Origin of the sequence: Chryseobacterium sp. MHB01, assembly GCF_034651565.1 — a bacterium.
Taxonomy (GTDB): Bacteria; Bacteroidota; Bacteroidia; order Flavobacteriales; family Weeksellaceae; genus Chryseobacterium; species Chryseobacterium nepalense.
This window is the reverse complement of the sequence record NZ_JAYEDA010000001.1, coordinates 351,132-376,451: the sequence shown is the minus strand read 5'-3', so window position 1 is coordinate 376,451 and position 25,320 is coordinate 351,132. Positions and strand designations below refer to the sequence as shown.

General features: G+C 34.9%; 21 protein-coding genes. 16 read left to right on the top strand and 5 right to left on the bottom strand.

Going from position 1 to position 25,320, the window contains the following annotated elements:
* The first annotated feature begins 240 nt into the window (after nt 1–240).
* From U9K52_RS01855 to U9K52_RS01840, 4 genes are read left to right on the top strand one after another with little or no spacing between them, the layout of a single operon-like run.
* Nucleotides 241–459, top strand: coding sequence for a hypothetical protein (locus U9K52_RS01855; protein ID WP_322924887.1), 219 nt, complete (start codon nt 241–243; stop codon nt 457–459).
* A 14-nt stretch (nt 460–473) separates the two neighbouring features.
* The gene (locus U9K52_RS01850; protein WP_322924886.1) at nt 474–641 is read left to right on the top strand and encodes a hypothetical protein; all 168 of its coding nucleotides are present in this window, start codon (nt 474–476) and stop codon (nt 639–641) included.
* Nucleotides 642–660: 19 nt separating this feature from the next.
* Complete coding sequence (locus U9K52_RS01845) at nt 661–2,193, top strand: MauE/DoxX family redox-associated membrane protein (protein WP_322924884.1); 1,533 nt, start codon at nt 661–663, stop codon at nt 2,191–2,193.
* A gap of 25 nt (nt 2,194–2,218) precedes the next feature.
* Nucleotides 2,219–2,494, top strand: coding sequence for a DUF6520 family protein (locus U9K52_RS01840; RefSeq protein WP_322924882.1), 276 nt, complete (start codon nt 2,219–2,221; stop codon nt 2,492–2,494).
* 29 nt (nt 2,495–2,523) lie between these two features.
* Here U9K52_RS01840 and U9K52_RS01835 read toward each other — a convergent pair whose 3' ends face one another.
* Genes U9K52_RS01835 through U9K52_RS01825 form a run of 3 tightly spaced genes read right to left on the bottom strand, consistent with a single transcriptional unit; the run spans nt 2,524 to nt 9,377 of the window.
* Nucleotides 2,524–4,986, bottom strand: a complete 2,463-nt coding sequence (locus U9K52_RS01835) for an alpha/beta hydrolase family protein (RefSeq protein WP_322924880.1) — start codon at nt 4,984–4,986, stop codon at nt 2,524–2,526.
* Nucleotides 4,976–6,355, bottom strand: a complete 1,380-nt coding sequence (locus U9K52_RS01830; protein WP_322924878.1) for a RagB/SusD family nutrient uptake outer membrane protein — start codon at nt 6,353–6,355, stop codon at nt 4,976–4,978. Before U9K52_RS01830 ends, U9K52_RS01835 begins: the two co-directional genes overlap by 11 nt.
* Before the next feature lie 10 nt (nt 6,356–6,365).
* Nucleotides 6,366–9,377, bottom strand: a complete 3,012-nt coding sequence (locus U9K52_RS01825) for a SusC/RagA family TonB-linked outer membrane protein (protein WP_322924876.1) — start codon at nt 9,375–9,377, stop codon at nt 6,366–6,368.
* A gap of 668 nt (nt 9,378–10,045) precedes the next feature.
* Here U9K52_RS01825 and U9K52_RS01820 point away from each other — a divergent pair.
* The gene (locus U9K52_RS01820) at nt 10,046–10,291 is read left to right on the top strand and encodes a helix-turn-helix transcriptional regulator (protein ID WP_322924874.1); all 246 of its coding nucleotides are present in this window, start codon (nt 10,046–10,048) and stop codon (nt 10,289–10,291) included.
* A gap of 19 nt (nt 10,292–10,310) precedes the next feature.
* Here the strand turns inward: U9K52_RS01820 and U9K52_RS01815 are convergent, their stop codons facing one another.
* Nucleotides 10,311–10,523, bottom strand: a complete 213-nt coding sequence (locus U9K52_RS01815) for a hypothetical protein (protein ID WP_322924872.1) — start codon at nt 10,521–10,523, stop codon at nt 10,311–10,313.
* Nucleotides 10,524–10,695: 172 nt separating this feature from the next.
* On the opposite strand from U9K52_RS01815, the gene U9K52_RS01810 reads away from it, so the two are divergent.
* Genes U9K52_RS01810 through U9K52_RS01795 form a run of 4 tightly spaced genes read left to right on the top strand, consistent with a single transcriptional unit; the run spans nt 10,696 to nt 17,898 of the window.
* Nucleotides 10,696–12,243 carry a type I restriction-modification system subunit M gene (locus U9K52_RS01810; RefSeq protein ID WP_322924870.1) on the top strand — a complete coding sequence of 516 codons (1,548 nt, stop codon included), beginning with the start codon at nt 10,696–10,698 and terminating at the stop codon, nt 12,241–12,243.
* Nucleotides 12,240–13,451, top strand: a complete 1,212-nt coding sequence (locus U9K52_RS01805; RefSeq protein ID WP_322924868.1) for a restriction endonuclease subunit S — start codon at nt 12,240–12,242, stop codon at nt 13,449–13,451. The genes U9K52_RS01810 and U9K52_RS01805 overlap by 4 nt, the downstream gene beginning before the upstream one ends.
* 9 nt (nt 13,452–13,460) lie before the next feature.
* Nucleotides 13,461–14,804, top strand: a complete 1,344-nt coding sequence (locus U9K52_RS01800; protein ID WP_322924866.1) for an AAA family ATPase — start codon at nt 13,461–13,463, stop codon at nt 14,802–14,804.
* A complete protein-coding gene (locus tag U9K52_RS01795) occupies nt 14,791–17,898 on the top strand; it encodes a type I restriction endonuclease subunit R (RefSeq protein ID WP_322924864.1) in 3,108 nt (1,035 codons plus the stop codon). The genes U9K52_RS01800 and U9K52_RS01795 overlap by 14 nt, the downstream gene beginning before the upstream one ends.
* 68 nt (nt 17,899–17,966) lie before the next feature.
* Here the strand turns inward: U9K52_RS01795 and U9K52_RS01790 are convergent, their stop codons facing one another.
* Complete coding sequence (locus tag U9K52_RS01790; RefSeq protein ID WP_322924862.1) at nt 17,967–18,869, bottom strand: COG2958 family protein; 903 nt, start codon at nt 18,867–18,869, stop codon at nt 17,967–17,969.
* Nucleotides 18,870–19,778: 909 nt separating this feature from the next.
* On the opposite strand from U9K52_RS01790, the gene U9K52_RS01785 reads away from it, so the two are divergent.
* The 7 genes from U9K52_RS01785 (at nt 19,779) to U9K52_RS01755 (ending at nt 25,261) form a co-directional block, all read left to right on the top strand.
* A complete protein-coding gene (locus tag U9K52_RS01785) occupies nt 19,779–20,624 on the top strand; it encodes a hypothetical protein (protein WP_322924860.1) in 846 nt (281 codons plus the stop codon).
* Nucleotides 20,625–20,691: 67 nt separating this feature from the next.
* On the top strand, nt 20,692–21,162 hold the full coding sequence (locus U9K52_RS01780; RefSeq protein WP_322924858.1) for a hypothetical protein: 471 nt from the start codon (nt 20,692–20,694) through the stop codon (nt 21,160–21,162).
* Between the two features lie 7 nt (nt 21,163–21,169).
* A complete protein-coding gene (locus U9K52_RS01775; protein WP_322924856.1) occupies nt 21,170–21,826 on the top strand; it encodes a hypothetical protein in 657 nt (218 codons plus the stop codon).
* 52 nt (nt 21,827–21,878) lie between these two features.
* The gene (locus tag U9K52_RS01770; RefSeq protein WP_322924854.1) at nt 21,879–22,718 is read left to right on the top strand and encodes a hypothetical protein; all 840 of its coding nucleotides are present in this window, start codon (nt 21,879–21,881) and stop codon (nt 22,716–22,718) included.
* Nucleotides 22,719–22,806: 88 nt separating this feature from the next.
* Nucleotides 22,807–23,238 (top strand): RidA family protein, encoded by a 432-nt coding sequence (locus U9K52_RS01765; protein WP_322924852.1) that lies wholly within the window; start codon nt 22,807–22,809, stop codon nt 23,236–23,238.
* Nucleotides 23,239–23,512: 274 nt separating this feature from the next.
* Nucleotides 23,513–24,439 carry an aldo/keto reductase gene (locus U9K52_RS01760; RefSeq protein WP_322924850.1) on the top strand — a complete coding sequence of 309 codons (927 nt, stop codon included), beginning with the start codon at nt 23,513–23,515 and terminating at the stop codon, nt 24,437–24,439.
* Nucleotides 24,440–25,261: an AraC family transcriptional regulator gene (locus tag U9K52_RS01755; protein WP_322924848.1), complete on the top strand. Its 822-nt coding sequence runs from the start codon at nt 24,440–24,442 to the stop codon at nt 25,259–25,261.
* Nucleotides 25,262–25,320 lie beyond the last annotated feature (59 nt).

Here is a 25,320-nt window from a genome sequence, read left to right as displayed (position 1 = left end):
TTTTGATTTTAAATAATGCCTTTAGCAGCCAGCGAAGACCATTCAATGTATGATATTCTGTCACCACCGATAAATAAGCCTTTACGGACATTTTTGTGATGGTACAATTTTAAAATTGAGACGTATCTATTTTAAAATTGCCCCACAGGACAGTTTTTTTCCGGCCTCAGCGCTAATAACTTTGGCTTCAGAATTCTAATTCAATCCGACGTCGGGATAACCAAATCAAAAGAAATTACAATGAAAAAGTTAATCCCAATTTTTAGTATAGCAATAGCTGCAATGAGTTTACAAAACTGTTCGAACCGAGATGAAGATTTAATACAAGACGACAACTCATTTGATGAAGTTAAAATGTCCATCATGAAAAAAGATTCTGCAAAATCCTCAGAAGAAATTATAGATCCCGACCCGCCGGTAAGAGATGGTGATAACTGGAGGACAGAGCATAAAGATTAATCAATTCATGAACTATGATTCCTCATACCTCCATATCAGCTGCCACAGGCTTACCATGTCCGGAAAGTGGCATCTGGGAGAGTATGGGGAATTTCAGAACAACTGTAACATTATTTAAAGGTGAACCGATGCCTGACTATTGCGGAATGAAGATCAAATGGAGACTGATTCAGGTCTGTTAAACATATTAAAAACAAAGCCATGAAATCTTTTAAGACGATTTTTGTCAAAGGTGTTTCCTACTTTTTTATCCTCTTGTTTATTTATGCGAGTGTGAGTAAACTGTTGGACTTTGAGAATTTCCAGGTACAGTTAGCGCAGTCACCATTATTGAGTGCTTATGCTGGAAGTATATCATATTCCGTAATTATTATTGAGTTACTTATTGCTTTGTTACTGAGTTTAAGCAAAACCAGACTTTTAGGTTTATTGGCATCTTTCGGACTTATGATCGCTTTCACGGTATATATTTATCTTATTTTGTATCATAGCGAATTCGTTCCCTGTTCTTGTGGCGGCATATTAGAAAATATGGGTTGGGCAACACATTTAATTTTTAATATCATAACAGTTATTTTAGCAGCATTGGCAATAATCTTGAGCACCAGTTCTGAAAATAAATCTCAAATAATTAGAACTTTATCTTCACGTATATTATCTATGGTAGTTACTTCTCTTTTTGGCGCTGCCATCGTAATTTTTCTTTTCTATTCATCTGAATATATCATTAAAAAGGAAAACAATTTTACAAGAAGATTTCTAAATCATCCTATTCTTCAGGAGAATTTTATGGAATTAGGAATTGACTCCTATTACTTTGCAGGCGTCAGCGGCAATTTCATTTATTTAGCTAATAAAACTTCACCCTTTCAAATTCTGAAAATAGACCTACAACTCACATCTTCCAAGCTAATAAACCTCGTTCCGGAAGGTAATTACAGATTTAAATCATTATCATACGAAGTATTAGGGCAAGAGTTATTTGCTTTCGACGGTAGTATTCCAATTATTTATAAAGCTCCTATTACAGATTCTGAAATCAAACTTAAGACAATTAGCCTAAATGATGCCTTCTTTAGCCAAATAGTCGCTTTAGATTCATGCAATTTCGCCCTGAGAACAAAGACAGAATACAATACTGATAATGTTTTGGGGTTACTGAATCTTAGTCATAAGCCAGAAGTAAGGCTTAACAAAAGTATTCTTTCAGCGAAAGATCAGAATATTTTTGATACTGACGGCAAGCTTCTCTTTGATAAAAGTAACAAGGAATTGTATTACATATTTTTTTATCGAAATCAAATTTTGAAAATAAGTAACAGTCTCAATTTGATTGGTACTATGAAAACGATTGACATCACGTCAGTATCCAAAATAGAAACAATAAAGCTTAAAGATGGAACTATTAAAATGAGCAGACCACCTCAAGTTAATAATCTGTCAACGAATTTACATCGGGGGCTCATATTCAATAAATCAGGTTTAATGGGGAAATATGAACCCAAAGAAAGCTGGAAATCATCGTCAATTATTGACATTTATAAAGTCAATTCTTCTCAATATTGGGGCAGTTTTTATGTACAGCACCGCGGCGGTAAATCATTGTCTCATATGCTTGTCACCGACCATTACTTGTTTGCTCTGGTCGGAAATGATCTCATCCGTTACAAACTTAGACAGCCAATCACAGATGGGATGAATGGGGTTATGCCGAAAAACCATAAAAAAGAGTAGGTAAAATTTTTAAACATCAATTATTATGAAAAAGCTAAGATCAGCAATTTTACCATTGGTAATTGCAACAGTAGGTGTAGGAAGTGCATTTGCAACTACAACAAAAAAGAATACCAACTCTGTTGATATTCAAGGTTATCTGTTCCGACCAAATGAAGTGGAACAATGTCAGCCGATGTCAAAGTTCTGTGACAACAATGGAGCATTCGATTGTACTGTTTCAGGACCTGGCACAGAAGCTTTGAGAATTTTTAACGGCACAAGTTGCCCAAACATTCTTAAGCACAGTGTTGCTAATTAAAGAAGAAGGATGCCGAGAGGCATCCTTTTTTAGTTCATTTTTAAAATCCATTCTGGACTTTTAACGTCCTTAAGATGAAAATCAAACCATTGAGATATTCTGCTATACAGATCTACTCTATTTTCAATTTTCTGCAAGCTGTGGTCATCATCAGGATAAAAAAGTGCAATGACGGGCTTATGATTTCTTTTAAGGGCTAAGTAAAATTCCATGGATTGCTGCCAATCGATATTTTCGTCTTTTTTACCTGTCCATAAAAGTATAGGAGCCTTAACATTTTCAGCGTGATAAACAGGGCTGTTGTCTATGTATAGCTCTTTATAGCGTGTAAAATCACCCGGCATTCTGTACTGTCCGTTTTCAAACTGCCAATAAAAAGGTCCATTCCACAAGTAATTGTATGAATGGTATGATCTAACGAGATCACTGTTGCCAGCACCTGCCACATAGGCAGCAAACTTACCAGATTGTGTAGCAATAAAGTTAGTTTCATAACCTCCATGAGAATGTCCTATCAGTCCTACTCTTGAAAAATCAATTGATGGATTATTGCTTAAAGCGTTCATTGAACTTTCTACACAATCTAATGCAGAACGTCCAGTCCCCCTCTCATCAAATACAATTTCGGGCAGAAAAACAAAATAACCGTTTTCGATAAACCTTCTGCTGTTGATTCCTTCTGTACTTCCGAACATTCCATCGATAAGATATTGATTGCTTTCAAATCTCTGGCTTTCATAAATGGATACAACCATTGGATATTTTTTATTTTTATCAAAATTCAATGGATAAATAAGCGTACCTTTTAGTTCAGCTCCTTTTGAATTCCTGGCTGATATCCATTCGGATTTAATCTTCGTTGCTCCTTTATCCTGCAACGCACTATCATAAAGATCTTTTTCAATTTTCCCCTTTAGCCAGATTTGCGGCGGCTTATTCATATTGCTTCGTACAAATAAAAGCTGCAGTCTTGAGGAATAGTCGAACATTTCTGAAATGTAGTCCTGGGTTGGCGGAATAAGCATTGTGAGTGATTGACCATTAAAAGAAGCAATCGCATTGGTATTATCTTCTTTTTTCCAAAGATGTATTAAGACATTTTTATCGGCAGGATACGATGTTTTGTAAATCGGTGAACCGAAACTAATAGGCGTCTGCTCTCCATTTACCAGTTTACTTCTAAAGCCACTTGGAAGTTTTAAAACCTGATGTCTTTGTGATGTTATATTGTAAACATCAAGCCTTTCTTCGTTTTCAAACAACAAGGTTTGTGAATCTTGAGAAAAATAAACTTTTCTTGAAGAATTTACAGGAATTATTTTCCTTTCTCCATTATTAATATCAACCAAAACCCACTGTCCGTCTTTAAGCGTTATCATATACTTCCCTTGTGTATCAGTGTAAATAACATCACCGGACTCAATTAAAAACTCATGTTTCTTTGAAGCAATATTGTACCTATAGATGCTGTAAGGAAAGGATTTCTTTGTAAAGTCCTTATGCTGGTAGAGATCATAGGATAGCAAAAAATTGGGGTTACCTACATAAAAAGCGTGACTGTGATCTTTATCCTGCAACGATGTAACATCACCGGATTTGAGATTCCAAATCAATATTTTGTTTTCGCTATTATCAAAAAACCGCTGATCAATTTTATTATCATTTCCATACCATAATTCCACTTCATTTTTATCTTTAGAATCTGAAAAGAAATTGAGATTAAGGAATATATTATCCTGATCAATTTCAATTGGTGTCATAACAGCCGATTTTATGGGTTTTGCTCCATCGTACTTAAACTCTTTCGTAAAGTTATTAGTCGAATTATGATAAAAAATCTTAAATTCTTTATCATGTTTCTCATAAACAATAAATGAGTTTTCAGAGATCCTCCTCGCAATCAGACCAGGCTCGTTCGAACTATGCAATAATACTGAATGTTCTTTCTTCAATAACCAGAGCTGATATTGATTCTTTTCTTTCGATACATAAAAAAAGTCTTCATTTCTCAATGACGTATTTACAATGTCTGGGACGACACGGAGTATTTTTCCGTACTCATCATTTATTAGTAATGAATCATTTCTTGCGATGACTACCTGATTTTGGCTTCTTATATACTGTGCAGAAGTTACACCTTTCCACTTTTTCTTTTTTTTAGATCGCAAGTCGATAACTTCTGCATCTGAACCAGTACAGAAGAATAGCTGACCGGATTTTGTAAAACGTTCAGAATGGCTGTTTGGAATCTGAAGCATTATCGCATCCTGATTTCTGGTATCAACTACCGAAAGTGTATCCTTATTCTGCTCGTAGGATTTTTTGAAAATCACAAATCTTCCGTCCGGCGATAATTGCGGTGACAAAATGCCAAAATAATGGTTTCTTAAATTTTCAGGAATGGTATAATTTTCAGGGTTTCCCTGCGCCATAAAAGTGACAGGTGACAGCAGCAGAAATAGAAGTATTTTGATCAGTATATTAATAACCATTGTTCTGAGGATTTAATGATGGGTTAAGTGCCAATTCTGAAAGCGGAATGGGCCATAGGACATAAAAGCTCTTCCAGTTCGGTTTGACTGTACTTAAAATGTCAAGTTTTTCATTTCTTTTTAGATTGAGAAAGCGAATGCCTCTTTCAGAAAAGAATTCCCTTCTGCTTTCCGATAGGATTTCTGCCAGTAAAACGTCTTTTGTAATGGTACTGGAAACATCGACCAATCCGGCTAAATGACGGACTGCATTGAGATAGTTGACACCTTCTGCGATTCTGTTTTGTTGAGCCATTACTTCCGCCATTAATAAGTAAGCTTCCTGCAACCTGAAAACAATGGAGTATTCATCCGTATTGCTGGTAATGGTTTTGTACTTATTGATTTTATAATAGGTTTTCTGACCAGTTGTTATTGGAGAAAGCCAGTTTGTTTTTCTCAGGTCACTCGCTGAAAAACTGGACATCAGGTTATCAGAAGCTGAGTAGTAACGGGGTACGCCAGAAGAAAAATTATATAGGGATGCTTCAGGTGTTGCAGCATTGGCAAAAATTGGCTTTAACTGCCACAAAATGTGTTTACCCTCTTTTTTAAATGTTTCGGAAAGATCTTGTGGGAAACTGTATAATGGTGAATTAATAATCCCATTCAATAATCCTTCTGCCTGATTCCACTGTTTTAACCGCATATAAACAAGAGATGATAACAAATCCAAAGTTTTCCTGTTGACATAAATTCTTTCGGCATTGCGGTAATCAATATCTACGAGAGGTGTAGCTGTTGAAAGGTCTTGTGACACTCTCTGCAAAATCTCATTCTGGTTTACTTTCGAGATGGATTGGTTAACATTATAATCTGTAGAAGTAATGTAAGGGATGTCACCGAAAATTTCCGTGAGATAGTAATAGATCAGCGAACGGATAAAAATAGCTTCTCCTTTAATCCTGTTTTTATCTTTCTCACTGATAGCAGTTGATTTATCAAGTCCTTCAATGATGGCGTTCGCCATATAAATTTGCCTGTAGGAATTGCCCCACACTAATTTAACCGTCGTATTCGAGGGATTTTGAATATTGTTAAACAAATCCATTGAGGCATTGTTTGAATAGATATCGTATCCATCAAGATCATCCGTGTAACTTCCCAATAATCCACCGGAGCCAGTGGCTCCGCCTGCAATGATTGAAAAGGATTGCATTTCTGCATATAATGCTGAAAGTGCACCTTCTGCCGTACTGGTGGATTCAAAGACCTGATCAGCTGTAAGCTGGTTGATTGGCAGGTCTACTTCCACCATCTTTTCACAAGAAGTAATCGACAGAAATAATACTAATATTAAAATTGTATTCTTTATTGTTATATTCTTCATAATCTTTGTTTTAAAAGGTAATTTGAACACCCATCGAGTAGGTTTTAAATGGCGGTGTGTAGCCCGTCAGCAGAAATTCAGGATCGATTCCGAAATAATTAGTCCACGTCAGGAGATTCTGTCCTTGCAGAAAAATCTTAGCTTCTGACAAAAGTTTGCCCTGTAATGGAATTCTGTAATTCAGCTGGATATTCTTCAGCCTTATATAGGATGCATCGCTGACTGCGGCTGTACTGAATTTTAGATACGTGGTCATTGTAGATACTGTAGCATTACTTCCCGATGAGTAGGGCATAATAATACCGTCGGGATTTGCTGGTGACCATACATTCGAGAATATTGCAGGCTGATTGGACAGTGTTCCCGGAATATTCATATCTCGGTAGTAATTGGTTTGTCTCTGCTTGACAAATTGCAATAGGAATGAAAATGAAAGGTTTTTATATTTGACTTCGTGCTGCCAGCCTCCGAAAAATTTCACTCCTATGTTTTCCACAGTCTGTGCATCATCAAGAATCGATATTTTACCGTCATTATTGGCATCTTTAAATCGATACTGTCCTGTTACAGGATCTATGCCCTGATATTCCAAAAGTTTGAGTACAGTTGTCGGTTGTCCTACACTATACATCGTGGCATACGGTGAACCTTCCAAACCCGGAAACGAGATCAGCTTATTTTTTGGAAAGGAGATGTTAAATCCTGTATTCCAATTCCAGTCTGAGCATTTTATAATATGAGAACTAAGTTCAAACTCCCAACCGCTGTTTTCAATAGTCGCATTGAGGTTAGCCTGCACAGATGAGAATCCTGTAACCAAAGGCAATTGAAACCCAACCAGCTGATTGGAAGATCGGTTCCTGTACCAGGATGCCGTAAGGTTGATACGGTTCTTAAGGAATGAAGCCTCCATTGCTGTTTCCAGCTTCTTAGTCTTCTCCCATGAAAAATCCGGGTTAAAAAGTCGTGAGGGAGCAAAACCGGGAATGGAATTGTATGGTGAAGTCGTTACTGAATAGGTGTTCAAATATTGGTAATCCCCTATTCTATCACTTCCGGTAATCCCATAGCTTCCGCGCAGTTTGGCAAAGCTCAGCCAACTCACATTTTTAAGAAAAGATTCTTCGGACATAATCCAGGCGGCTCCTACTGCACCAAAGTTGGCAAATCGTTTATTGGGACCGAACCTACTCGAACCGTCCCGACGACCCGTAATATTTAATATGTATTTTTTGTCATAATTCCAGTTTACTCTTCCGAACACAGCAGCATAACGGTATTCAGTTTCATTGAGACCTTCGATGTTAACCACAGAAGCCGCAGCAACATTGTAAAGCAAGGCGTTACTTGAATATCCTGTTCCCCTGACTGCTAATGATTTTGAAATGGTTTCCTGATATGAAGCTCCTGCTAAAACTTCAACTTTTGACTTTCTAATATTTTTAGTCCATGATAGCTGGGGCTCCAAGAGATATGAAAAGAAATGCGCATTATTAACTGCTGAGGTGGAGTTAGCTGAACTTGCTCCGGCAGGAAATGCAGGATTGTACATCGTATTTGGTGACAATGTGTTTTCCTGTAAATTCCAATAATTAATTCCACCGTTAAGCTTTAGTCTAAAATCTTCTGACAAAGCGTAGGCTACACTAATATCTTGGTTCAGTCGTAAAGTCTTGGCTTCATACGTTCCGTTAAGTGCTGCCAATGGATTGCTGAATGTGTTTTCCTGCCAATTGATATTGCCATTGGTAGTATACAAAGCAGGGGCATTGGGTGCAAGCGATAATGACTGCCTTGTGAAATCACCGTTCATTACATTGTTGGACTGGAACGTCAGATAGTTGGAAGCGGTTAGTGAAAAGCGTCGGTCACTGCTGTTGTAGCTGTAATTGCTGTTCAGTACATTCGTTTTATATCCTGAACTGCCGGGATAAACCGTTCCTTGTTCCTCATGGGAAGCGCTGATCAGAAAAGAAGAGCGATCTCCTCCTCCGCTGATGGACATTTGGGTCTGAAAATTTTCTGCGGTATTTCCTATCAGCACTTTCTGCCAGTCGGTATATCTTGATTTGTCCCATTTTCCGTTAAGGTCGTAAGCTGAAGCAGGAAGTGTTGTAATACCATCGTTGGCAAATGCCTGCTCTCTCATCTTAAGGTACTGCTCGGTACTCATCATTCCCAGTCTGTTGGCGACTTTGCTTAAACTGTAGCTGGTGTTAAGACTTAACTTTAAATCTTTGCCATTTCCCTTTTTGGTTGTAATGAGAATAACACCATTACCGCCTCGTGAACCATAGATTGCCGTAGCATCTGCATCCTTAAGAACTTCTATGCTTTCGATGTCATTAGGGTTGATTGCATTAAGAGGATTGACGTTCCGCATCGGTTCAATACCTGTTGTGTAGGTGGTCGTGAGATCGCCACCAACAGCAACACCGTCAATCACATATAGTGGTTCATTACCGTTGATCAAGCTGTTGGTAACCGTTCTTAAACTGTTTCGTCCCCTGATCTGAACATCAAAGCCTCCTGAATTATTACCGCTTGAGCTTGTAATGTTGACGCCTGCCATTCTTCCCTGTAATGCAGAGAGGACATTGTTGACAGGTTGGTTTTCTATGTCTTTTGCTGAAACTTTAGCGATACTACCGGTTCTTTCTTTGTCTTTCACCTTGTAGTAGCCTGCGTTGAGAATAACTTCTTCGATTCCCTTTACTTTCTGTTCTAAGCTGATATTAACGACGGTCTGATTAGTTAGTGTGACTTTTTCTTCTGCATAATCAGGATGTCTGAACAATAGGATGGGATTTTCTGCTGAAACCTTTATCGTGTAGGTTCCGTTATTAGCGGTCATGGTTACCTCATCACTGCCCTCCTGGGAGATAATGACTCCCGACAATGGTATATTGGATGAGGTGACGGTACCGGAAATTGTGCGTGTTTGGGCTTTTGATTGAGTGCTGACAGCGGTCAGCATAAGGCCAAAGAAAATACCTCCTATATGGTAATAGGAATTTTTCATAGATTTGTAAAGGTTTTTAATTTTCTAAAGATTAATTACTGAACTACGCTCTTTCCTGATGTTTTAGTCGACTGACAGGAAGGGGCTTTTTACATTCTTCTGTTTTTAAGTTGAGTAGTTTTTTTGATTCTTTTTTTTAGTAAAACTTTCCTGATGCCCTTTGGTATGAAAAAGGACTGGTGAGGTTCTGCAAGCAGTGACCGCAAGGCACCGGAAAGAATTTAATATGAATGAATCTGTGTCCCGTGTGAGCTTTTTAAAGCCGCAATAGGTTGTACCCTCCTATTGTATCGTGTAATCTGATACTATTTTTAGGAAGCGGGCTTAGATTTTTAGCGACTGCGGACAACATTAGAAAAATAAAGCGTGGAACTCACTACATCATCGCTTGTACTAGAGGCATCGCCAAACACCTTGCAACAAACTCCGTAAGTAAGCCCACGCCTAGGTCGTGAGCTACTTTACTTATGGTCTCGTTGCGTTTGTTTGAAAATTGGCGATTTTCTAGTACGAGATTCTAAGCAATAGCTTCTAATATTCTTTGAAGTATCGCAAAATTACTTTAATAAGTAATCTTTTCCAAATATAATAAAAAAATACAATGTGGGAAATAATACCCACTAAATATTTTATCTTTCTATGGAAATTGCTATCAATTTGATATTGATATGGCAACAAACTCTGAAAAAATTGCATTTCTAACAGGTTTCGGAAAAAGAGTTCAGGCTTTAAGAGAAGAAAAACAACTTAGCCTTAGGCAATTGGCGCAAAATTGTGAGATCGACTATAGCGATATTAGTAAAATTGAAAAAGGTTTAAGAAATATTCAAATGTCTACAATATTAGAGCTATCTAAAGGATTAGATGTACCTCCCCAAGAATTATTTATTTTTAAAATAAGTGATAAATCCTAGCTAATGGTTAGGATTTTTTTTACTTATTAATTTCCTGATAGTACTGATCAGAACATTGATCAAGAACTTCTTCTGTTTCTTTTAATTCTTTCGCTTTTCGTTGCAATTCTATTTCCTTTTGTTTTAGTTTTTTCTCAGAAGCATTAAGCTTTGTTTCGCTTTGGTAAAGAGACAATAATTTTGCGATGATTGCAATTGTTGTAATTGTGCTGTAGATTTTTAGTGTTTTCATATTTGTGGTTTTTGTAAAGATAAAACAATCCTTAAAATTAATAATTTGAAAATGACTCCATTGAACGCAGAATTAAAACTGTTCTTATTAACTACACTCCATATCTTTAATTCTATGCGTATATTTGACTAGTTTTATAACTTAAAAATATAATAAATTTACATTTATATAAATGACTAGCACAATTCAAAAGCAAGAACTACTCAATAAAATATGGAAAATCGCCAACGAAGTAAGAGGCGCGGTAGATGGATGGGATTTTAAACAATTTGTTCTCGGGACACTTTTTTATCGTTATATAAGTGAAAATTTCAGCAGTTACGTTGAAGCAGGTGATGACAGTATAAACTATGCAGCTTTACCCGACAGCGTAATTACGCCAGAGATTAAAGACGATGCAATTAAAACCAAAGGCTATTTTATTTATCCAAGTCAGCTTTTTGAGAATATGGCTAAAAATGCCAATACAAATCCAAATTTAAATACAGAATTAAAAGATATCTTCAATTCAATCGAAAGTTCCGCAAATGGCTACCCTTCAGAACAAGATATTAAGGGTCTGTTTGGCGATTTTGATACAACCAGTTCACGTTTAGGAAATACCGTTGCCAATAAAAACAGCCGTTTAGCAGCTGTCTTAAAGGGGGTTGAAGAACTTAATTTCGGAAACTTTGAAGACAACCAAATTGATCTTTTTGGTGATGCTTATGAAATTCTAATTTCTAATTACGCTGCTAATGCAGGAAAATCGGGTGGAGAATTCTTTACCCCGCAGACCGTTTCAAAATTAATTGCACAATTAGCAATGCATAAGCAAACATCAGTAAATAAAATTTATGATCCGGCAGCAGGCTCAGGTTCTTTATTGTTGCAGGCAAAAAAACACTTTGATAGCCATATTATTGAAGAAGGATTTTTTGGGCAAGAAATAAACCATACCACATACAATTTAGCAAGAATGAATATGTTTTTGCACAATATTAATTACGACAAGTTTAATATTGCACTAGGAAATACTCTCTTAGACCCTCATTTCGGCGATGACAAACCATTTGATGCTATTGTTTCCAATCCTCCATATTCAGTTAATTGGATTGGTTCGGACGACCCAACTTTAATAAACGATGACCGTTTTGCTCCGGCAGGCGTGTTAGCCCCTAAATCAAAAGCTGATTTTGCATTTGTACTGCATGCTTTAAGTTATCTTTCCAGTAAAGGCAGAGCCGCTATTGTTTGTTTTCCGGGTATTTTTTACCGTGGCGGTGCCGAACAGAAAATCAGAAAATATCTTGTAGATAATAACTTTGTAGAAACTGTAATTGCATTAGCACCTAATTTGTTCTATGGCACTTCCATAGCTGTAAATATTTTGGTTCTTGCCAAAAATAAAACAGAAAATAAAACCCAATTTATCGATGCTACTGGTGAAGACTTTTTCACAAAAGTAACCAACAACAATGTATTAAATGATATTCACATTGATAAAATTATGGAACTCTTCGACACAAAAAACGATGATCCACATATAGCTGTAAATATTGACAATACTAAAATCGCTGAAAACGATTATAATCTTTCCGTAAGCAGTTATGTAGAAGCTAAAGACAACCGTCAAAAAATTGACATTGCCACACTTAATGCTAAAGTTGATGAAACTGTGAAAAATATAAATATACTACGTGCCAATATTACTAATATTATTAAAGAGATTGAAGCATGAGTTTTTTAGAAAAATTATTAGATGGCGTGAAGCTGGAATGGAAAACCCTTGGTGATGATAATTTTGTTCAAATTGCTAATAGTGGTAGAAAACCTGTAAAATCTGAACTAAGAATACCTGGTAAAATTCCCTATTATGGAGCAAATAACATACAAGATTACGTTGACGGATTTACCCACGATGGAGAATATCTTTTGATTGCAGAAGATGGGACAGCTAGTATAGAAAAATATTCAATTCAATACGCTGTTGGAAAATTTTGGGCTAACAATCATGTTCATGTTTTAAGTGGTAAATCATTATTGAATACAAGGTTTTTATATCATTATTTGCAAATAGTAAATTTTGTCCCATTCTTATCTGGTGGTGGGAGAGCGAAGTTAACAAAAGCAAAGTTGCTTGAAATCCCAATCCCAATTCCCTGCCCTGAACATCCTAAAAAATCGTCTGAAATTCAACAAAAAATAGTTGCAATTCTTGATACTTTTACAGAGCTTACAGCAGAGCTTACAGCAGAGCTTACGGCAGAGCTTACGGCTCGCAAGCAACAATATAGTTATTATCGAGAGAATTTGTTAAATTTTGATGAGAGAGAAGTAAAGCATTTACCTATGGATGATCAAAGAGTTGGAGAATTTCAAAGAGGAAAACGTTTTGTAAAAACTGATTTACTCTCAAAAGGAATTCCAACCATACACTATGGGGAAATGTATACTCATTATGGTACTTGGGCAAATGAAACAAAATCTTTCGTAAGTAAAGACCTAGTTAAAAATAAAAATCTACGTTTAGCACAAAAAGGAGATGTAGTCATAGTTGCAGCTGGAGAAACAGTCGAAGACATTGGAAAAGGAACTGCGTGGTTGGGTAACCAAGGAGTGGTTGTTCATGATGCTTGTTTTTCGTATAAAACTAGTTTAAATCCAAAATTCGTTGCTTATTTTACACGAACTAAACAGTACCACGACCAAATTAAAAAACATATATCCTCTGGTAAAATTTCTGCAATTAATGCAAAAGGATTGGGTAAAACGATTATTCCTATTCCTTCTCCTGAGGAACAAGAACGTATCGTTTCAATTCTAGATCAATTTGATATTTTAACTAATTCAATTAGCGAAGGTCTACCGAAGGAAATTGAATTGAGAAAACAGCAATATGAATATTATAGAGATTTATTGCTAACCTTTCCTAAAAAAGTGAACTAAGCGAACAATATGGGACAGAAAATAACCGAGATAGCTCAATCTTTAAAAGATGCCAATAAGAAAGTGCAACTGATTTATGCGTTTAATGGTACTGGTAAAACTCGTTTATCACGTGCGTTCAAAGAATTGATAGCACCCAAAAATCCAGAAACTGATGAAGAAGGTAAAGAAATCAAAGTAATGTATTATAATGCATTTACTGAAGATCTTTTCTATTGGGATAATGATTTGCATAATGATGTAGACAGGAAATTGAAAATACAACCAAATACATACACCAATTGGATACTTGTGGAACAAGGACAAGAACCCAATATAACAACGCACTTTCAACGTTACACTAATGATAAATTAACACCTCATTTTAACGAAGATTTTACTGAAGTTCGTTTCTCTTTTGAGAGAGGAGATGATTCAGTTTCGGATTTTATTAAGATTTCTAAAGGCGAAGAGAGTTGTTTTGTGTGGAGTGTGTTTTATAGCTTACTTAAAGAAGCTATCGATGAATTGATTCCATTAGGAGAAGCACAAGAAGAAATAAAATCATTAGCATTATTAACCGAATCCAAAAATAGAGAAACAAAAAAGGCTGAAGACCTAGCTAAAAAAACAGGAAAGGAAGAGGATATCAAAAAAGCGGAAATATTAAGAAATGAAGCAGAGGTAGCTAATATTGAAATGAATAGTGCACAGGAAAAACTAAAAACCTTAAGTGGGCTATTTAATAATTTAGATTATGTTTTTATTGATGATCCTGTAAGCTCTTTAGATGATAATCATTTAATTGAATTAGCTGTGGATATAGCTTCTCTGATCAAATCCAGTAACTCTCAATTAAAATTTATCATTACAACACATAATCCACTTTTTTATAACGTACTATTCAATGAATTCAATAACGCAGATTCGAGTTCCGGTTATAAAGTAAAACATTGCACAAAATATCGTTTTGAAAAACTAGCAGATGGGACTTACTTACTGAACGAACAATCAAATGATTCACCTTTTTCCTATCATTTATTTCTTTTGTCTGAATTAGATAAAGCTATATCGCCATCGGGTAATATTCAAAAATATCATTTTAATTTTCTTCGTAATATTTTAGAGAAAATGTCCACTTTTTTAGGGTATAATAAATGGAGAGATCTTTTACCTGAAGAATCACGTGAAGCATATTACAATCGTATAATAAATTTATCAAGTCATAGTAAATTTTCGGGCGAAGAAACCTCTATAATCCTTGATAGTGATAAAAGAGTTTTAGAATATTTGGTAAACCTAATAAAAACAAATTATCGGTTTAATTCTAATAATAAGATAATTACAGAACAAGAACAAAATGTCACAATATAGCACCATCGCAGAATCAAACAATTTTATTGTTTTAGATAAATACACAAAGCATTCGTCAATTAATGATACTCCTGCAGGCTATCAAACCGAATCGGCTTTAGAAAGTGAATTTATACAGGATCTTATCAACCAAGGTTATGATAATCCTACTGAAATTAAATCTTCAGAAGCAATGTTAGCAAATGTTAGAGTGCAACTTCAAGCACTCAACGACATGCAATTTACAGATATTGAATGGAAACGTTTTGTAGAAGAATACCTAGACAATCCAAGCGATACATTGGTTGATAAAACCCGCAAAATACACGATAATTACATCTATGATTTTGTATTTGATGATGGGCATATCCAAAATATTTATTTGGTTGACAAAACAAATATCATCCGTAACAAGGTGCAAGTTATTAAACAGTTCGAGCAAAAAGGAACCTATGCCAACCGTTACGATGTTACCATTTTAGTCAATGGACTACCTTTGGTACAAGTTGAACTTAAAAAGCGTGGGGTTGCCATTCGCGAGGCTTTTAATCAAGTACACCGTTACAGCAAAGAAAGTTTCAACAGCGAAAGTTCTCTTTTTAAATATTTACAGGTATTTGTTATTTCCAACGGTACTGACACCCGATATTTTGCTAATACCGTACAACGTAATAAAAACAGTTTCGACTTTACGATGAACTGGGCAAAGGCAGATAATTCTTTAATTAAAGATCTTAAAGATTTTACGGCTACTTTCTTTCAAAAAAATACGCTGTTAAATGTATTATTAACCTATTCTGTTTTTGATATTAGTGACACATTGCTCATTATGAGACCATATCAAATAGCAGCTACCGAGCGTATGTTGTGGAAGATAGAAAGTTCTTTTAATGCAAAAAACTGGTCTAATACCGAAAGTGGTGGATACATCTGGCATACTACGGGTTCAGGGAAGACCTTAACCAGTTTTAAAGCAGCTCGTTTGGCTAAAGATCTTAATTTTATTGATAAGGTGTTTTTTGTAGTAGACCGTAAAGATCTCGACTTTCAAACCATGAAAGAATACCAACGCTTTTCCCCCGACAGCGTAAATGGCTCCGATAGTACTGCTGGTTTAAAAAGAAATATAGAAAAAGAGGATAACAAAATTATTGTTACCACGATTCAAAAGCTCAACAATTTAATGAAAACCGAGGGAGATCTGGCTATATACCAAAAGCAGGTTGTTTTTATTTTTGATGAAGCCCACCGTTCGCAATTTGGCGAAGCCCAAAAAAATCTTAATAAAAAGTTTAAAAAGTTCTATCAGTTTGGTTTCACTGGAACGCCCATTTTTCCACAAAATGCTTTGGGAGCAGAAACTACAGCCAGTGTGTTCGGTCGAGAGTTGCATTCATACATAATTACAGATGCTATCAGAGACGAGAAGGTGCTGAAATTTAAGGTTGACTATAACAATGTACGCCCCAAATTTAAAGGAATAGAAACTGAACAAGATGAGAAAAAATTAAGTGCTGCAGAAAATACCAAAGCCTTATTGCATCCAGTTAGAATCAAAGAAATCTCTCAGTATATTTTACAGAATTTCAGAATTAAAACCCATAGGACACAAGGTGGTAATAAAGGTTTTAATGCTATGTTTGCTGTGAGTAGCGTAGATGCGGCAAAATGTTATTATGAAGAGTTGAACAAATTGCAAAAAGACAGTGACAAGCCTTTAAAAATAGCAACTATTTTTTCTTTCGCGGTCAATGAAGAGCAAAATGCAGTGGGAGAAATTCCTGATGAAAATTTTGAGCCAACAGCTATGGATCAAAGTGCCAAAGAATTTTTGGCTAAAGCCATCGATGATTATAATGCTATGTTCAAAATGAATTTTAGCGTTGAGAGTAAAGGTTTTCAGGACTATTATCGTGATCTTGCTAAAAGAGTTAAAAGTAAAGAAATTGATTTAATTATTGTTGTAGGTATGTTTCTTACCGGATTTGATGCCCCTACCCTTAACACGCTTTTTGTAGATAAAAATTTGCGATACCATGGTTTAATGCAGGCTTTTTCCCGTACAAACCGTATTTATGATGCTACCAAAACCTTTGGGAACATTGTTACATTCAGAGATTTAGAACAAGCAACCATTGATGCCATTACGCTATTTGGTGATAAAAATACAAAAAATGTAGTACTTGAAAAAAGCTATAAAGAATATCTGGAAGGTTTTACAGATGTGGCTACTGGAGATGCTCGCAGAGGTTTTGTAGACATTGTAAATGATTTGAATGCCAGATTTGCTAATCCGGATGAAATTGTTACCGAGAAAGATAAGAAAGAATTTACCAAACTATTCGGGGAATATCTTCGTGTAGAAAACATCTTACAAAACTATGATGAATTTACACATCTAAAAGCATTACAGCAAATTGATTTAAACGATTCACAAGCTGTCGAAATTTTTAAGGAAACCCACTTCGTGACAGATGAAGATATTGCTGTGATGCAGGATATTACATTATTGCCAGACAGAACCGTTCAGGACTACCGCTCAACATATAATGATATCCGTGATTGGTTCAGAAGAGAAAAGCAAGGCAAAGAAGCTGAGGAATCTAAGATAGATTGGGATGATGTTGTTTTTGAAATCGACTTATTAAAATCACAGGAAATAAATCTTGATTATATTCTAGAATTGATTTTTGAACACAACAAGAAAACCAAAGATAAAGGAGCTTTAGTTGAAGAAGCGCGTCGTATTATTAGAGCCAGCATTGGAAATAGGGCAAAAGAAGGTTTGGTTGTTGATTTCATCAATGAAACTGATTTAAACAGTATACTAGATAAAGCGAATATAATTGATAGGTTCTTCGCATATGCACAAAACAAACAAAAAGAAGAAGCTTCAGAATTAATTACAGATGAAAATCTGAATGAAGAAGCTGCCAAAAGATATTTGGCAACATCATTAAAAAAGGAATTCGCCACTGAAAATGGAACAGAACTAAATGCAATTTTGCCTAAAATGAGCCCTCTGAATCCACAGTATTTAACAAAGAAACAAAGCGTTTTTAAAAAGATTATTGATTTTGTTGAAAAATTTAAGGGTATTGGTGGGCAACTTTAAGATAGTAAAAAACAAGGCTGATATTATTTAATCTAGCCTTGTTTTCTACTTTTAAGCGTTGGTATAGTTCATTTTAAATTCTCAATCTTCTCAACAACATCATATTCCTTCTTATGAATCTTCTTACTTGTTAAATCGATCTTAACAGTTTCAATAAAGTCTTTAAAATCATTATTCATAGCAAGTTTATTCATTGTTTCAAAGTCCAAATCTTTCTTATATTTTGCTGGAAGAATCACGTCTGAAGAATGTGGATCTTCAAGATCAAGCTCTATCACACCTATACCAAAAGAAGCTGCTAACCTAGACAATTCATTCATAAAATCTTCATCTTCTGATATTCTGGCAGCCACCAAATAAGACTCATTTGCCCAAGAAGAGTTAGAAACACATTGAAAGAAACTTTCTCTTAAGTTAGCAAAACTCAACTCTCTCTTAATTTCAAATGAATATAAAACAACTGAATTTACACCAACAGCCCTGCTAAATTCATTGATCTCTTGTTTCCAGTCTTCCATACGGTAGTAACACCCTACCATATCAGGATGCACCCATTCTCCAAACTCCTTCTTACTAGAAATATGATGCCTTATTGTTTTGGTATAACAATTCAAATGATAATAAACAAAGTAGCTTATGTACTTATGAAGATCTTTTTCTAAAAAATCAAACTTCCTTTTTTTCAATGGCGGAAGATCTTCAGGAATTGTATTTTCATAATCTTCCAATACGCCTTCCATTGATTTCAGATAAAATCTTTTAGGTCTTGAATCTGTTTTAGCAAAAACTGATTTCGGATTGTCTTTGCTATTCACATAGATTTGAGCCCCTAATGTTGACCATGGTGTCTTTCCCTGTGAATTTAATTTTTTATTATATCCTTTTTCGACAGCAAGGTTCCAAATCTCAGTGGCTGTCAATGGTTTCTTTTCTTCTTTTAATATGGATTGAGCAAGTTCTAGAAAGGTCATATAAGTTTTTTATTTACGGTTAAATATTACTATCATTTCTCTGATATTTAATTGTTTTTACCTACCAAAGATAATATATTTACTATTTTAACGCAGAACCATATTTCTTTAATATGTATGCAAAAATACTGATATCAGAAAGAGAATCATTAAAGTCAGGTTTCTATAGTTTTATTTCGAAAAAAAAAAAATATTAAAAAAAGCTTTACGGATATCCGTAATTAATGAAGTTCTATTTAAAATAAATTTACTCCTTCGTAAATACTAAGTATAATTAATTTGGAAATCTCATTAACGAAATTTTATAAAATTAAATTTTATATTTGTAATTAAAACTGATAACCAACAACTTAATGTTTTCAAATTTTGTTAAAATCTTATTTGTAATTTCTGCTTATTCGCCAGTCCTTCTAATTGTTGGAGTGGTTGAAATACTTAACCTTAATAAAGAAGGATATTCAATTACGTTCGTAGATTCCTGGAAAGAAGTTTTCAATCGTATCAACTTTATTTTCTGCTTTTTGATTTTATTGCCATTCAGTGTTTTAATTATAAAATGGGCAGAAAATAATCTGACTAAAAATAAGATTGATATTAAGGCAATCAAAAGCGCCGATTTTAATTTGCCCACTTTTATATTAAGTTATTTTTTACCCTGTATTGAGCTGGTCAAGAAGGACTCAACATATTTAACAGTATGGTGCATCATATTGACAATAATTATTTTAATTAATTTAAAAACTTATTTCTACAATCCTTGTCTGAAAATTTTTGGATACCGATATTATGAGATTTCGACCAGGAAGGATGTAACCTATACCATGATATCTAAAAATAAATTGATCAATGCCAATCAAGTTAGTACTTATTCTCAATTGACGGATTACGTGATTATTAAAAACTAAAATTATGGCTAGAAACTCTACACCCTGCAATTTTTTTGCAATTCTTAAAGATGATTCCGTCAGAAAGATTGATTTGTTGCAATCTATTACCGAAAATATTAAAAATGTTTTTCTTAACAATGCGACTTCAATAATGACCTCTGATACTGAGGAGATTCTTTTTGACGGAAACTTCAAGATAGATGGGGATGAAGTATTATATGTAGAAATGGATTTGCCCGAAAATGTACTTGAAGCTAATACTAATGCAATTGGTTTGCAAGTTTTGGATATTACCACAGATGATATTAAAACTCTTTTTTGGATTGAAGATGACATTTATTACTTTCAAAATTTTGATAAAAGAAAATTACTTCAGAACAAAAATGTTATTTTTTATAGTGGAACAACTTATCACAAATTAAAGGAAGATGCGCTCATTGTAGAAAATATGGTTAATGCCATTTACAAGGACGGTAAATTTTATTTTAAATCGTACGCCAACGCTAACAAAATTATTTCCTTGAGCGATTTCTTTGAAGAAGCTTCAAACGAAACAATTGAAGAGTTCGCAGACAATGCGATTTTTGAGTTAGATTTAGATTGGCTTAAAGAGAATAGTGATACCATGATCAGAAAGCAAATTACATTGATTCAAAAAAGTCAGGTTATAGCCTCTGCATCTCCTAGAAAAATTAAGGCCTCAGCCAAAAAATTTAATCTTGATATTGAAATGGAAAACGGCAAACTAAAATTACCTAATGATAAAAAAGTCTGTAAAAATATTTTAAGCTTCTTAAATGAACAGTATTACTTTGGTCTTATTTCCGGTAAAAAATTTATTACTAATTCTAAGAGGGATGTATCTTAATTTTCACCCCTTTCAAGACAAACAAATTATCAGAATTACACACTGATCCATTAATAAGATAAAAATAATGACGCAAGAAACAGCTAAAAAGGTATTTGATATTTTGCTCTCATCTATTCGTATGAATGGATTCACTGATATTGGAACCTTCGTAATTGATAGAACTGCAAAAGATCAAGAATTTGAAGAATTTCACAGTAATTACGAATACGTAAATACAGAAAGAGCAATCCTTAACTTGGAAAAACTGTCCTCCAATCCAAATTACACATTTTATGCATTGAGCCGACTTGTAGAAGCAGGTTTGGAGTACTTTAATTTAGCGTCCAAAATCCCAGAACGCTATGCTTTTAGAATGAATAATTTGACCTCTCAACAAAGAATAAAATATAAAATTAACATGCAAGGTATAAATGAAGAAACCATCAACATTGACGAAAAGTTAAGAAGTAAGAAAATTCAGCTAGTCATCAACTTTTTGGAAAAGATAAGAATTGGGCTTGATATGGATGATAAAACGTTTTTAAAATCATTCTAGAAATATAATGTCTCTACAAAATCTTAAAACGCAATTTGACACATTACTGTCAAATCTTAATGCTAGCGGTACATTAAATTTTGCCTCAACAGTTGAAGCAGGTTATGAAGCTCTCACACTAGCCGAGGTGATGAATGAATATAAAAAAGTATATGGTAAGATTTTACATGTTACAACTCCATCCAGCAACAAATTCTTAAATCAAAGTCCAGGACGATTTAGAGTTGAACGATCTTTTAAAATTGAATTCTCATCTGGACTTGTTTTTTACTTTGCGGCTGATATTGAAGTATTTGGATTGGGAGCACTGCGTGAAGATAAGCCCTTAGGAATATTGTTTGAGGCAGATGTAGTAGTTCTTAGTGAAGAACATATTCAGGATATATTGCGTAACTTTCGAGGATTTCCAGCACCACAACATATCGATAGCGCTTACGAGTGCAAATTTGGTCAATACAATAAGGGGCAACTAAGGGAACTATTAGGATTAAGGAGACACTTAAGCTATCTTAGTCCATCGAATAGTACAGCAACACTCTTGTTTAACGAATGGGTTAGGCACTCGAATCCTCCTATCGCACTTAAAATGGTTAGACCAAGAACACATATCTTTTATGACATTCAGACTGCAAAGCTGTACGATCTTGAACAAATAATTGTTTAATTTAATATCTTACATTTAATATAACCTTAATAGACAAGCTTATCTGAAATATATGGATAATAGACAGCAATTTATTGAGAAGCAATTTAAATATTATTACGATAACATACGTGATGTTTCTTCACCTATTTACGAACAGTTTTATGGATTTTCAAATGAGATAGATAAGGAAACACTTATGTTCGCAAAGTTTTGGACACATCAATATGTGCAGAGAATGTACAATATACTTTGTGTATATTTTGAATCTTTAGATTTGAAAGATTATCTTTTCGACTTTAAAACAAAATATAAATCGATAGTTGAAGATGAAAATGAATCAACTAAAATGATCACTATTCCTCTAAAATATGGCGATTCACAAGATGATCTTTTTATTCTAAATGAGTGGAAAAGATTATTAGCTCCTTTCAACTTCTTCTGGACAGATAAAGATGATAAAGAAAAAAGAAAGCTCACAGAATTTTTAGAGAGTACTAATGAAATTTTGAAAATCACTAAAACAAAAGTCTATAAAGAAGACAGCATAAATAATATCATAAGAGAAACTGCAAAATTCTATTTTAATGGTATTATTTCGTATTCAGAAGGTTATTTCGTTCATCAGTTCAAGGGTTATAAGCCTGATATAATCATTAAAGAATTAAATACTGCGATTGAATATAAATTAATAAGAGAAAATAAGGAAATTGCTATAAAACTTGATGAGCTTTTAATCGATGCTAAACGTTATACTGGTAACCACAATAATAAATTTTGTATTGCTGTATTTTGTTTATCAACAGCTGTGAATAAAACGAAAAAGGAAATTAAAGAGGATTGGAAAAATATGAATTTTCCCATAAACTGGGAGCTCATAGTAATTAGTGATGTGGAAATCGTAAGAAAATGAAATAACACTTATTTTATTTTCTGATTATCAAAAAAAATAATTTTAATGTGACTTTTAAGAAGTTTTATATTGCTATAAATATTTATTAATGAAATACTTCCTTTTAATCACTTGTATTTTAGTATTCAACAATACATTTTCACAAAAAGCAAAAGTCCAGAAAGAGAAATGGCATTGGAATAATAAAACACAGGATAGCATTGCGGGATACGCGCAGGCCGTGAAGGTTGACAATGTGATCTATATATCTGGTGTGGTAACCAGTAATGTTACATCAGAGGGTATTACCTCTGTAAACAATAATTTAAAAGCGGTGTTGGCAAATTATGGAGCCACGTTTGACAACGTGGTCAAAGAAAACTTATACACTGCTGATATTGAGACGATTAAGAAGTATGATAATGTCCGTAAGAAATTTTACAGCAATGATTTTCCTGCGGCAACCTGGGTACAGGTGCAGAGATTATACATGCCGAATTCTAAATTGGAAGTGGAATTGGTTGCACATTTACCCAAGTAGTTTGTCCTATAAGATAAATTATCTTTATTTAAAATTAAGATAGCCCACGACAATATAATCGTGAAAAGAAACTAAAGCCGCAGACTGAATGATGGTTTAAGAATAATTATCATATAAACTCTTTTTGCTATTTTTACTCTGAACCGTACAGGTAAATAAATTGAACCGTACAGGAAAGTTGATTGGATGATAAATGAAGACCTTTGTCCTATTACATTAAATCAATCACATGTCAGAAATTACAAAAATTCAATTGGGTCAAAATGGACCTATCGTGTCTAAGCTCGGTCTTGGATGTATGCGGATGTCTTCGATCTGGGGCGGACCGACACCGGATGAAACAGAAAGCATTGCAACCATTCATCAGGCTTTGGATAATGGAATCAACTTCCTTAATACAGGCGATTTTTATGGTGCAGGTCATAACGAAATGCTAATTGGAAAAGCGATCCAAGGAAGACGGGATGATGCCTTTATCAGTGTGAAGTTCGGAGCAATCTTCTACAATGGTCAATGGATCGGACTGGATCTCCGTCCTGTAGCAATCAAAAACTTTGTCAATTACTCGCTGACCCGCCTGGGAATTGAGACCATTGATCTTTACCAGCCCTGTAGAATGGACGACAGTGTGCCGATAGAAGACATTATCGGAACGATCGCAGGTTTGGTCGAGGAAGGAAAAGTGCGTCATATTGGTGTATCGGAAATTAATGCTGATCAGCTTCGGAAAGCCAATAGCGTTTATCCAATCAGCGCACTGGAGATCGGTTACTCTCTTGCAGACCGTCAGATCGAAGCTGATCTGTTGCCCACTGCCAAAGAATTGGGGATTGGTGTCGTAGCATTTGCCAATACGGCGGAAGGTCTTTTGACGGGTGATCTAAAAACACCTATTGCTGTTGATGACCACCGAAATCATTTTTCCCGCTTTCAAGGGGAAAATCTCGTCCACAATCTTGAAAAAGTTGAGATACTAAAAGAAATGGCTCGAATTAAAAATGTTACCCCGACACAGCTTGCCATTGCCTGGGTCAACGAGCAAGGCGACCATATTATGCCGTTGGTAAGTATGAGCCGTAGATCAAGACTGCCTGAAAACATTGCTGCGATGGAAATTGTATTTTCGCCTGAAGAAATGAACTTATTAAACAGTACATTTGCAATAGGTGCCTTGAAAGGCGGTACTTACCTACAAAGATAAATGGAAAGTCCAGCAGAAATTCTTCCGGGTGTTATATTTTATTCCTACCTTTCTTCGGAACGGAAGGAAAAGGCCTGTGTCTGGAATCATCATACGCTGGTATTGCAGGTCTCAGGTCAGATGATTCTGGAGACTTCGGAGCAGAATATTAGTATCTCTGCGGGCAATGTATTATTGATTCATAAGAACCAGCTGGGAACATTAACTAAAACACCGGGATCAAATGGTCATTATGAAACCATCGTCATCTCCCTGCAAGAGGATCTAATGCGCCAGATCGCATTGGAAGAAAAACTGGAAGCTAATGGCAAATATACCGGAATGCCGAATCTTTGCCTTCCGAACAATGATTTTCTTCAAGGTTATTTTCAGTCGATTGTTCCGTATGCCAGAAGCTCCGGTGCTGAAATGACCGATGAATTGGGACTGTTGAAAGTAAAGGAAGGCATCAAGTTAATGTTACTTGCCGTTCCTGAGCTGCGAAATTTTCTATTCGACTTTTCAGAACATCATAAGATAGATCTTGAGAAATTTATGTTAAGTAACTTTCATTTTAATGTACCGGTGGAGAAGCTTGCTCAATTGACCGGAAGAAGCCTATCAGGATTTAAAAGGGATTTTCAGAAGACATTCGGAATGCCGCCACGAAAATGGCTGCAAGATAAAAGGCTGATTGAGGCAAAGCATCTTATAGAAAGTAAAAATAGAAAACCTTCTTCTTTCTACCTCGACCTTGGATTTGAAAGCCTGTCTCACTTTTCTTATTCTTTTAAGAAAAAATTTGGAAGTTCACCAACCGAAGGCTTGTTAAAAACTGATTAAAAAAAGTCCGAAGAAATCATTTATTCTTCGGACTTTTTTAATGATAGAGCTTATACTGG

Bases quoted from the DNA above. Each gene is read 5' to 3' on its own strand.
- U9K52_RS01775 (WP_322924856.1), top strand. From the start codon at position 21,170: ATGTCTCTACAAAATCTTAAAACGCAATTTGACACATTACTGTCAAAT.
- U9K52_RS01820 (WP_322924874.1), top strand. From the start codon at position 10,046: ATGGCAACAAACTCTGAAAAAATTGCATTTCTAACAGGTTTCGGAAAA.
- U9K52_RS01850 (WP_322924886.1), top strand. From the start codon at position 474: ATGATTCCTCATACCTCCATATCAGCTGCCACAGGCTTACCATGTCCG.
- U9K52_RS01810 (WP_322924870.1), top strand. From the start codon at position 10,696: ATGACTAGCACAATTCAAAAGCAAGAACTACTCAATAAAATATGGAAA.
- U9K52_RS01765 (WP_322924852.1), top strand. From the start codon at position 22,807: ATGAAATACTTCCTTTTAATCACTTGTATTTTAGTATTCAACAATACA.
- U9K52_RS01800 (WP_322924866.1), top strand. From the start codon at position 13,461: ATGGGACAGAAAATAACCGAGATAGCTCAATCTTTAAAAGATGCCAAT.
- U9K52_RS01790 (WP_322924862.1), bottom strand. From the start codon at position 18,869: ATGACCTTTCTAGAACTTGCTCAATCCATATTAAAAGAAGAAAAGAAA.
- U9K52_RS01785 (WP_322924860.1), top strand. From the start codon at position 19,779: ATGGCTAGAAACTCTACACCCTGCAATTTTTTTGCAATTCTTAAAGAT.
- U9K52_RS01840 (WP_322924882.1), top strand. From the start codon at position 2,219: ATGAAAAAGCTAAGATCAGCAATTTTACCATTGGTAATTGCAACAGTA.
- U9K52_RS01815 (WP_322924872.1), bottom strand. From the start codon at position 10,523: ATGAAAACACTAAAAATCTACAGCACAATTACAACAATTGCAATCATC.
- U9K52_RS01845 (WP_322924884.1), top strand. From the start codon at position 661: ATGAAATCTTTTAAGACGATTTTTGTCAAAGGTGTTTCCTACTTTTTT.
- U9K52_RS01855 (WP_322924887.1), top strand. From the start codon at position 241: ATGAAAAAGTTAATCCCAATTTTTAGTATAGCAATAGCTGCAATGAGT.
- U9K52_RS01835 (WP_322924880.1), bottom strand. From the start codon at position 4,986: ATGGTTATTAATATACTGATCAAAATACTTCTATTTCTGCTGCTGTCA.
- U9K52_RS01780 (WP_322924858.1), top strand. From the start codon at position 20,692: ATGACGCAAGAAACAGCTAAAAAGGTATTTGATATTTTGCTCTCATCT.
- U9K52_RS01825 (WP_322924876.1), bottom strand. From the start codon at position 9,377: ATGAAAAATTCCTATTACCATATAGGAGGTATTTTCTTTGGCCTTATG.
- U9K52_RS01755 (WP_322924848.1), top strand. From the start codon at position 24,440: ATGGAAAGTCCAGCAGAAATTCTTCCGGGTGTTATATTTTATTCCTAC.
- U9K52_RS01805 (WP_322924868.1), top strand. From the start codon at position 12,240: ATGAGTTTTTTAGAAAAATTATTAGATGGCGTGAAGCTGGAATGGAAA.
- U9K52_RS01795 (WP_322924864.1), top strand. From the start codon at position 14,791: ATGTCACAATATAGCACCATCGCAGAATCAAACAATTTTATTGTTTTA.
- U9K52_RS01830 (WP_322924878.1), bottom strand. From the start codon at position 6,355: ATGAAGAATATAACAATAAAGAATACAATTTTAATATTAGTATTATTT.
- U9K52_RS01770 (WP_322924854.1), top strand. From the start codon at position 21,879: ATGGATAATAGACAGCAATTTATTGAGAAGCAATTTAAATATTATTAC.